The 8,456-nt window shown below is 43.2% G+C and carries 12 protein-coding genes; 2 read left to right on the top strand and 10 right to left on the bottom strand.

What is annotated here, in order from left to right; translation table 11 throughout:
* Positions 1-486: 486 nt before the first annotated feature.
* From ACGTNI_RS19740 to hprK, 6 genes are read right to left on the bottom strand one after another with little or no spacing between them, the layout of a single operon-like run.
* Positions 487-1,029 (bottom strand): glycerol-3-phosphate responsive antiterminator, encoded by a 543-nt coding sequence (locus ACGTNI_RS19740; RefSeq protein ID WP_394464208.1) that lies wholly within the window; start codon positions 1,027-1,029, stop codon positions 487-489.
* On the bottom strand, positions 1,026-1,571 hold the full coding sequence (locus tag ACGTNI_RS19735; RefSeq protein WP_394464207.1) for an acyltransferase: 546 nt from the start codon (positions 1,569-1,571) through the stop codon (positions 1,026-1,028). Before ACGTNI_RS19735 ends, ACGTNI_RS19740 begins: the two co-directional genes overlap by 4 nt.
* 6 nt (positions 1,572-1,577) lie before the next feature.
* Positions 1,578-2,216 carry a pyrophosphatase PpaX gene (ppaX, locus tag ACGTNI_RS19730; protein ID WP_394464206.1) on the bottom strand — a complete coding sequence of 213 codons (639 nt, stop codon included), beginning with the start codon at positions 2,214-2,216 and terminating at the stop codon, positions 1,578-1,580.
* The gene (locus ACGTNI_RS19725) at positions 2,191-3,147 is read right to left on the bottom strand and encodes a nucleoside recognition domain-containing protein (protein WP_394464205.1); all 957 of its coding nucleotides are present in this window, start codon (positions 3,145-3,147) and stop codon (positions 2,191-2,193) included. Before ACGTNI_RS19725 ends, ppaX begins: the two co-directional genes overlap by 26 nt.
* 17 nt (positions 3,148-3,164) lie before the next feature.
* Positions 3,165-3,992 carry a prolipoprotein diacylglyceryl transferase gene (gene lgt / locus ACGTNI_RS19720; protein ID WP_085505908.1) on the bottom strand — a complete coding sequence of 276 codons (828 nt, stop codon included), beginning with the start codon at positions 3,990-3,992 and terminating at the stop codon, positions 3,165-3,167.
* Positions 3,993-4,004: 12 nt separating this feature from the next.
* The gene (gene hprK, locus ACGTNI_RS19715) at positions 4,005-4,940 is read right to left on the bottom strand and encodes an HPr(Ser) kinase/phosphatase (RefSeq protein ID WP_062441263.1); all 936 of its coding nucleotides are present in this window, start codon (positions 4,938-4,940) and stop codon (positions 4,005-4,007) included.
* 179 nt (positions 4,941-5,119) lie between these two features.
* Here hprK and ACGTNI_RS19710 point away from each other — a divergent pair, with 179 nt between their 5' ends.
* Both ACGTNI_RS19710 and splB read left to right on the top strand, forming a co-directional pair.
* Positions 5,120-5,377, top strand: coding sequence for a transcriptional regulator SplA domain-containing protein (locus ACGTNI_RS19710; RefSeq protein ID WP_085505909.1), 258 nt, complete (start codon positions 5,120-5,122; stop codon positions 5,375-5,377).
* Positions 5,371-6,399, top strand: coding sequence for a spore photoproduct lyase (gene splB, locus ACGTNI_RS19705; protein WP_085505910.1), 1,029 nt, complete (start codon positions 5,371-5,373; stop codon positions 6,397-6,399). Before ACGTNI_RS19710 ends, splB begins: the two co-directional genes overlap by 7 nt.
* A gap of 60 nt (positions 6,400-6,459) precedes the next feature.
* Here splB and ACGTNI_RS19700 read toward each other — a convergent pair whose 3' ends face one another.
* The 4 genes from ACGTNI_RS19700 to ACGTNI_RS19685 form a co-directional block, all read right to left on the bottom strand.
* Positions 6,460-6,804, bottom strand: coding sequence for a phage holin family protein (locus ACGTNI_RS19700; protein ID WP_085505911.1), 345 nt, complete (start codon positions 6,802-6,804; stop codon positions 6,460-6,462).
* Positions 6,801-6,998, bottom strand: coding sequence for a PspC domain-containing protein (locus ACGTNI_RS19695; protein ID WP_085505912.1), 198 nt, complete (start codon positions 6,996-6,998; stop codon positions 6,801-6,803). The genes ACGTNI_RS19700 and ACGTNI_RS19695 overlap by 4 nt, the downstream gene beginning before the upstream one ends.
* A gap of 20 nt (positions 6,999-7,018) precedes the next feature.
* The gene (locus ACGTNI_RS19690; protein ID WP_394464204.1) at positions 7,019-8,080 is read right to left on the bottom strand and encodes a DUF4097 family beta strand repeat-containing protein; all 1,062 of its coding nucleotides are present in this window, start codon (positions 8,078-8,080) and stop codon (positions 7,019-7,021) included.
* 282 nt (positions 8,081-8,362) lie between these two features.
* Positions 8,363-8,449 (bottom strand): IS3 family transposase, encoded by an 87-nt coding sequence (locus ACGTNI_RS19685; protein ID WP_394464209.1) that lies wholly within the window; start codon positions 8,447-8,449, stop codon positions 8,363-8,365.
* Positions 8,450-8,456: the final 7 nt, after the last annotated feature.

The raw sequence follows: 8,456 nt of genomic DNA, 5'->3' as shown, positions 1-8,456 counted from the left end.
TTTGGCAGTAACCATTCTAACCAGATTAACCTACGATTTTACGAGTAAGGAGCTAGTTTTCGTTCATGATAACTCGAGCTAAAGCTCTGCGGGGTCTTGCCAGTCTATCCTTTCCCGCAGGAGTCTCACCCTTCCCCCACGCCCCTTGCCATATAAGATACTCGAAATCGCGTGTGGAAAGTCCAGCCCTATTTTGTGATGAGAATCCTATTACAATGGTAAATTGACCGTATATTCTGCTCCAAAAGCACTCTATTTCTGATGGATGTTTCGAGAAACTAACGAACGTATGGTGGCTGGGAAAACGGTGAGACTCCTGTGGGATGAACATGAGCGGTGAGATCCCGCAAGGCGTCGCCTGAGGAAGCTCACCACATGCCCACGGAAAGCGATCCGTTTTCCTAGTCACCATAATTACTACCTAACGTCTCGAAACTGAGTCTTCCATTAAAGGGAGCTTATCTGTAACAAGAAAAAAGCAGCGATTTAGAAATTCCATAAATCGCTGCGTGATGTTGAAATAGCAGTGGCACCGGCTTCAATCGCCTGATCGACTTCCTGCTGATTGCGGATAAGCCCGCCTGCTATGATAGGGATTCCCAGGGTTTCTTTGATAAATGCTATTTGCTCCGGTAAGATTCCGGGGAGCAGTTCGACATAATCCGGCTTCGTTTTCTGGATCAGTTTCAGGTTATGATCTATCGCATGACTATCAATCAAAAACATTCTCTGTATGGCTGTCATACGATACCTTTTACCCTGTTGAATCACGCTGGCTCTTGTAGAAATGACACCATCCGGCTTGATATCCTGCCCGAGGAATTCCATGCCATAATCGTCCGTCTTCAACCCTTGAATTAAATCCGTGTGGACGAACACACGCTTCCCTGCCTTTTGGCCGTATCGAACCAAATGCTTCAACTGGGAAACTCTCGTATCCAATAAAACGATATAATCACTGTCGCTCTCCAGCAGCTTTTCAAAATCCTTCATCTTTTTCACCGCAGGGAGAATTTTCTGCTCAATCATAGTTCCGGCCTGCCTTCCGTCGCAAAGAATTCATCCCGGTCCATCCGGTCCTGCAACTCCTCTTTCGTATAAATGATCCGCATTGGATTACCTCCGACGAAGCATCCCGCGGGCACATCCTTATGAACCAGGGTACCTGCAGAAACAATGGCGCCGTCACCGATTTCCACTCCTGGGAGAATGGTTGAGTTTGCACCGATCATGACTTCATTCCCGATTCTGACGTCCCCAAGCCGGTACTCTTTTATTAAATATTCATGAGCAAGAATCGTCGTATTATATCCAATTACGCTATTTTCACCGACAAAAATCTTTTCCGGGAACATGACATCGAGCATCACCATCAGAGCAAAAGCTGTCTGATTCCCTACCTCCATACGGAGAAATTTACGGTATAGCCAATTTTTCACCCCTAGAAATGGAGTGTATCTGGCAGCCTGGATGACAAGGAAATTCTTGACTACTTTCCAAAAGGGAACTGTTTTATAGATATGCCATAATGAATTGCCATGATCAACACGATACCTCTCTGTCTTACGCATGGGTGTTCATCCCCCTATGATATCTAATATCTCCCTCATCTCGGTCAACATAAAATCAGGGTCCAGTGCTTCCAAAACTTCCTTCCCCTTGATTGTCCAGGCAACGCCCGCTGTTTTTGTTCCGGCATTCTTGCCGGCTAATATATCATGGGTATTATCTCCAACCATAAGTGTCTCGGAAGCAGTGGAGTCCAGTTGCTCAAGGGCCTTATTTATCGGTTCAGGATCTGGTTTCGCATTGCTCACATCATCCAGGGTGACTACAACCGGAAAAGATTCTTTTAAACCAGTTAATTTCAGCCCCATCTCAACGGTTTGACGCATCTTGGTCGTAACAATTCCCAGTTTATAACCTTTTTCTTTTAACGTTTCGATGGTTTCAACTACAGTGGGATATGCTTCCACTAACTCATCATGATGCTTCATATTATGCTCACGGTAAACATTAACCAGTTCTTCCACCCTGTCTTTATCTATCTTCGCCAGGCTTTCCCTAAGTGGTGGCCCGATGAAGCTCATAATTTCTTCGCGGGAGTACAACCTGTCCCCGTATTGTTCCGTAGTGTGCGTAAAAGACGAGATAATCAATTCATTTGTATCAATTAATGTACCATCTAAATCAAAGAGTATTGTATTTATGCTCATGGATGTGTTCCTCTCTATTCTTTTCTAGCCTATTCCAAACGAATCCGATAGCCGCGGTTAATAAAATAGCGGTAATCAGCCGGAATGCCAAAAGCGGCCATACCGGAATACCGAGCGGAATAAATATCAATGTATCCTCTACAACGGCGTGGCAGGAAACCAGGAATATCATTGCCAGGTACATATCTTTCCTGGAAACTCCATCTTCCTTTACTGCCTGGATCATCATTCCGGCTCCATAAGCCAGGCCGATCGTCAAACCAGCAACCAAGGTCATTGAAGTATTGCGTTCCATCCCTAAAAATCTCGTCGCTGGTGCTACCCAGCCTGAGAATATGTCCAGCCAGCCTTTTTCCCTTAAATATTGCATGAACATCATCAACGTAATGACAATCAACGCCAATTGCAATATGCCCATCGCTGCTGTCTGCAGGCCTTGCAGCACAATTTCTCCCCATTCGTCAGGTGCGGCTTCCTGTTTGGGCGCCAGTCCATAAACTGCCATCTCATTGCCACCCTTCCACACCAGGTTGATGACTGCTGCAGAAATGACAGCCAGACTAAGCCGGAAACCGATGACGAACCACCAGCTGACCCCTACTCTTGAAGCAACGGTGGATTCAATCAGCAGATTGTGAGAAAACGATAGCATAACAGCCAGAATAAATACTTCTTTTACGGTAAAATCAAAGGAAAGGATGGCTGCGATGCCGGCATATAAATTCAAAAAGTTACCTAATACCAGGGGAACCGCCGCTTCTCCAGACAACCCCAGCCATGCCATGAACGGAGCAATTTTCTCCATGGCCCATGGCAAAACCGGAGTGAATCGGAGGATGGTGACAATCAACGTAACCGGAAAAATGACTTTCCCTAATGTCCATGTCACGGATAAGCCCTGTTTTAAACCTCTCATGATGATGCCTGTCACTAGTCCTCCCCCTTATCTCAAGCTTTCTTTCCATTGTAATGCTTGTCCGCCATTTTCGATTTGCGGCGATAAATGATAGCTGCGATACTCGCAACTACTAATACAATTGAAATCGCCTGTGCTGTACGGATATCTCCTACTAAGTACAAGCTATCAGTCCGCAGCCCTTCAACGAAAAAGCGGCCGATTGAATACCAGATGACATAACTTAAGAATACCTCGCCACGCAATGGATTATAGCGTCGCAGGACTAAAAGTAATACGAAACCGATAATATTCCAGACCGATTCGTACAAAAATGTCGGATGATACATCGTTCCACCGATACACATCTGATTGGTGATGAATTCAGGTAAGAACTGCATAAAGTTGTTATAAAAACTTTCTGATACAGGGCCGCCATGGGCTTCCTGGTTCATGAAATTACCCCAGCGTCCAATCGCCTGACCTAGAAGAATACTTGGTGCAGCAATATCAAGCAGCATCCAGACCGATACTTTTTTCACACGGGCATAAATGATAGCAGTAATTACCGAACCAATCAACGCCCCATGAATTGCTATACCACCTTCCCATATAGCGAATATATCCAATAGAGAACCGCCGGCATAACGTTCCCATTCAAATATGACGTAATAAATCCTGGCAGATATAATAGCAACCGGGATAGCAATGACGACTGCATCGATCATCAAATCTTTTTTTAATCCCAGCCGCTCCGTTTCACGGACAGCAAGCCAGAGACCCAAATAAGCACCAGCAGCAATGATAACACCATACCAGTAAATCGATAATGGGCCTAACTGTAAAAACACCCGGTCAAGGGCTTCAGCACTACACGACACACAAACTCCTCCTTACTCTTCCATATGCTTTTCACGATCGATGACATTCGTCAATCGCTGTGAAAATTCCTCTGCCGCGTTGACTCCCATACGCTTTAAGCGGAAGTTCATCGCCGCCACTTCAATGATGACAGCCAGGTTTCTTCCAGGACGGACAGGAATCGTTGCTTTTGGTATTTCCACATCCATGATCTTCATCGTATCTTCATCCAGGCCCAATCGATCATATTGCTTTTTCGGATCCCATAATTCCAGGTTCATTACCATGGAAATCCGTTTATAATTCCGGACTGCGCCCGCTCCAAACAAGGTCATTACATTGATAATGCCCAGCCCCCGGATTTCTAACAAATGTTCGATCAAAGGCGGACTATTCCCGATCAATGTATCAAAGTCTTCCTGGCGAATTTCCACACTATCATCGGCTACAAGACGATGGCCGCGTTTCACCAGTTCCAGTGCTGTTTCACTTTTACCTACACCACTTTGGCCGGTGATTAAAACTCCGATACCATAAATATCGACCAATACCCCGTGAATCGCAGTAAACGGTGCAAACTTTGTCTCCAGAAAATTGGTCAACCGGCTGATGACCCGAGTCGTTTTATAAGGAGAACGCATTAACGGCACTCCAGCTTCCCTGGCGGAATCAATCAATTCTGGTGGAATATCCATACCTCGGGTAATGACGATACCAGGGGTGACATCTGTACATAGTTTTTCCGTTCGGTCTTTACGCTCTTCCGTATTCAATTCATTGAAATAAGATAATTCCGTTTTTCCTAATAACTGCAGCCGTTCTTTCGGGTAGAACTTAAAGTAACCGGTCATCTCTACCCCTGGCCTGGAAATATCACTCGTATGTATTTCACGATGGACGCCGTCCTCGCCCGTCACCAATTCTAGTTCGAATCTGTCCAATAAGTCCTGGGTGCGAACTTTCGACATATCGTCTCCTCCTCTACTATCATCTCAATTACTGTATCCTATTGTAGCATTTTTTCCAAATAACTTGGACAAAAACCGGTTATTTAAGAATGGCGTCATATTTTACCACCCACAACTGTTCATAATCGAATGTTGGAGAGGAATAATGAAAAAAAGACGTAAAAGGCTGGTGTTACTTTATGGAAATTCAAAACCCGCAGGATTCCATGGATGCAGGGGATATCGTTTATGTCATCTATCGCAACCCACATACACAAAATGTAGCAAATATACAGGAAGCAGCTGTAGTCCGTAATCCGGAAGAGCCGGAGCAGCTCGCTCTCTTTTTATACGAAACCTATTATCCGCTCACAGAAGAAATAGCTATTTATCGTACCGAAGCTGAAGCGGAACAGGCATACGCTGATCACTTCGGCGGGAGTGAGCTCACGTGGTAAAACCCTTCATTCCACAACTCGTGTATATTGAGCCAAGGGCGTTGGATTACCCGCTTGGAAGAGAACTTAAGGAAAAGTTCCAAAATATGGGAATCGAAATAAGAGAAACCACCTCCCATAATCATGTCAGGAATCTGCCAGGAGACAATCATTTTCAGCAATACCGTGTAGCCAAATCCACTCTTGTCGTAGGAGTAAGAAAAACCTTAAAATTCGACACATCCAAACCTTCTGCTGAATATGCCATTCCATTAGCTACCGGATGCATGGGCCATTGTCACTACTGTTATCTTCAAACCACCATGGGGAGCAAACCGTATATTCGAACATACGTCAACATAGAAGAAGTTTTCGAATCTGCAGAAAAGTATATGAAAGAGCGAGCTCCAGAACAAACAAGGTTTGAAGCCTCCTGCACCTCCGATATTGTAGGCATAGACCATTTGACTCATTCCTTAAAAAGTGCAATTGAATATTTCGGAGAGTCGGAATATGGAAAGCTCCGTTTTGTAACGAAATTTGCCCACGTCGATCATTTATTGGATGCCAATCACAACGGCAAGACACGTTTTCGCTTCAGTATGAATGCTGATTATGTCATCAAATATCTGGAACCCGGTACCTCCAGGCTGGACGACCGGATTGAAGCCGCTGTAAAAGTAGCCAACGCCGGCTATCCTTTGGGGTTTATCATCGCCCCGATTTATTTATATGACGATTGGAAAGAAGGATACCGTGAATTATTTGAAAAGCTGGAGGCCGAATTGCCCGATTTCGCCAAAAAAGATCTTACGTTTGAATTGATCCAGCACCGCTTCACACAGCCTGCTAAAAAGACGATTCAAAAAAACTATCCGATGAGCAAACTGGAGATGGATGAAACAAAGCGACAATACAAATGGGGGAAATACGGAATCGGGAAATACGTTTATAAAAAAGAACAGCAAGAGGATATGAAAGATACGTTAAAGGGATACATTGAGAGATATATTCCTGAAGGCAAGTTTGAATATTTCACTTAAAAAAATAAAAATCGAGTATAAACAAGAAGTTATACTCGATTTTTTGTCGTATTATGAGGATTATTTTTTAACAAAAGAATTCAAAATCAAGTTGAGGAGGGATATGACGATGGCAGCGAGAATTGCCATGAAAAATCCGTCAATTTCGAACATGCTTCCTAATATAGCATCCGTCAGCAATAAGGTGATTGCATTGACCACAAATAAGAATAAACCGAGCGTCAATATCGTAATTGGTAATGTAAGGACAACCAAAATCGGGCGCACAATTGCATTCAGAATAGATAAAATAAATGCGGCCAGCAATGCTCCAGCTACCCCATCGATGTGCACCGCCTGGAACAATGCAGCGACAATGAATAGCGCTAAAGCGTTTAAGATAATATGGAGCAGCCAATTTTTCATGAATCCATTCTCCTTTCATTCGGCATAATGAATATGGCCGCAAGGTAGACAAGAATCAAAGGAGAGATAGGAATCGTCAACACGACAAAGATAATACGAAGCAATGTAGCATCTATATTAAAATATTCAGCTAAGCCGCCCAGCACCCCGGCAAGCATACGATCTGATTTTGACCTCATTAATTTTCCTTCCATTCTCTTCTACCTCCTTTATATTATTCAACAGTGACCGAACCTGTCTTAGTCTCTGCCTCTAAATAATATTCCTTTTCTTTCTGTTCGTTAATCACAAACAGTAATTCTTTACGTACCACTTCATTTTTCTCTTTATAGATTTTCGCATGATCTAAATTACATTTAAGACTCCCCATATTGGTTTGGAGCTTGCCATCTACTTTGACATGATGAGGAAGATGGACGTTAATGCTGCCTGTTGTCGTTTGGAAAAATCCTGTATGCGCTTTGTCTCCGAAGTATTCACATGTCACACCTCCGGTGACAGTAGAAGCATCCAGCTTTCCGAAATCTCCGCTTAATTTTACAGAACCATTTATGGTATCCGCTTCAAGCTCATCAAAGGAGCTTCCTTTAACATGAATGGTCCCATTGGACGTTTCGATATCACCATCTACACCGTTAACTCGATCCAAATGTATCGAACCGTTGGAGGTCTTCAATTCCATGTCATGCAGCTCTAGTCTTTCTAAAGAAATCGCCCCGTTGAACAGCTTGGCATGAACTTTTTCATAAAGTGATTCAGGGACATAGACAGTAACATCTGCTTTAATTTTCTTTTCTTCTAAACTTAAGGTGAAGTTATTATCCGCTACTTTGAAATCAACTTGTTTGAGCAAGCTTTTTTTAGCTGCATCATAGTCCTCCGCCTGATAAACTTTCGCTTCGCATTCCACACGAGTGGCAGACTCCTTCCAGGACTTCAAAGTTAATGAACCATTCGCAATAGAAAGTGTCAGGCGATCATAGGAATCATCCACGTTTTGATAGATATGGGAAACTTCCACATAGTCACCAAAATTCAAGTCAAAATCAGCATTCTTTATTTTTTGAAAAGCCTGTTCAACATAATCCATGATATTCTTTTTCTTTTTATCGGGCTGCTTCTTCTCTGATTTAGCGCCGTTTTCCCAGTCTACCTGTTTCGAAACAGTATGTGTTTGTTCATCTGTGTTTAATGCATCCAGCAGTTTTGATCCTTCTTCTGCAGAAATGGTGCCGTCTTCTATCATTTTCAAAATCCGCAATCGTTCCTCTTTCATCGTTAGCCTCCCCTTTCAACTACACGATTATCTACCTTTATTATACGTCAACCATCCTATAATTTTATGCTTAATTTGTGACTTTATGTTATAGATCTGTTAAACCTTGTTGTTTATTTTTATAAAAGTCTTATTCAATTAAAAGGCCGAATAGTCGAAGACTTGATTTCGAGATGTTATTTGGGAGTTTAGGGGCGGTGGGGAAGGATTCGCTTTCCTGCGGGGGAACTGGCGAGCCTCCTCAGGCAATGAAATGACCCCCTAAAATTGGACACTATGTAATTAAACAGCTTCTTCAAATTTTTCACGGTATTGGACAGGACTCATTCTAAGCTTTGATTTGATTCGTTGGTGATTGTAGTCATCCACAAATGCT

The organism is Thalassobacillus sp. B23F22_16 (assembly GCF_043496955.1).
In the GTDB taxonomy this organism is placed as follows: domain Bacteria; phylum Bacillota; class Bacilli; order Bacillales; family Halobacillaceae; genus Thalassobacillus; species Thalassobacillus devorans_A.
The sequence above is the reverse complement of the archived record's forward strand: the minus strand, read 5'-3'. Positions and strand labels throughout refer to the sequence as shown.

What these genes read in the sequence shown, in the direction of transcription:
- ACGTNI_RS19740 (WP_394464208.1), bottom strand. Translation starts at nt 1,029, where the DNA reads ATGATTGAGCAGAAAATTCTCCCTGCGGTGAAAAAGATGAAGGATTTT.
- ACGTNI_RS19735 (WP_394464207.1), bottom strand. Translation starts at nt 1,571, where the DNA reads ATGCGTAAGACAGAGAGGTATCGTGTTGATCATGGCAATTCATTATGG.
- ppaX (WP_394464206.1), bottom strand. Translation starts at nt 2,216, where the DNA reads ATGAGCATAAATACAATACTCTTTGATTTAGATGGTACATTAATTGAT.
- hprK (WP_062441263.1), bottom strand. Translation starts at nt 4,940, where the DNA reads ATGTCGAAAGTTCGCACCCAGGACTTATTGGACAGATTCGAACTAGAA.
- ACGTNI_RS19710 (WP_085505909.1), top strand. Translation starts at nt 5,120, where the DNA reads ATGGAAATTCAAAACCCGCAGGATTCCATGGATGCAGGGGATATCGTT.
- ACGTNI_RS19700 (WP_085505911.1), bottom strand. Translation starts at nt 6,804, where the DNA reads ATGAAAAATTGGCTGCTCCATATTATCTTAAACGCTTTAGCGCTATTC.
- ACGTNI_RS19695 (WP_085505912.1), bottom strand. Translation starts at nt 6,998, where the DNA reads ATGGAAGGAAAATTAATGAGGTCAAAATCAGATCGTATGCTTGCCGGG.
- ACGTNI_RS19690 (WP_394464204.1), bottom strand. Translation starts at nt 8,080, where the DNA reads ATGAAAGAGGAACGATTGCGGATTTTGAAAATGATAGAAGACGGCACC.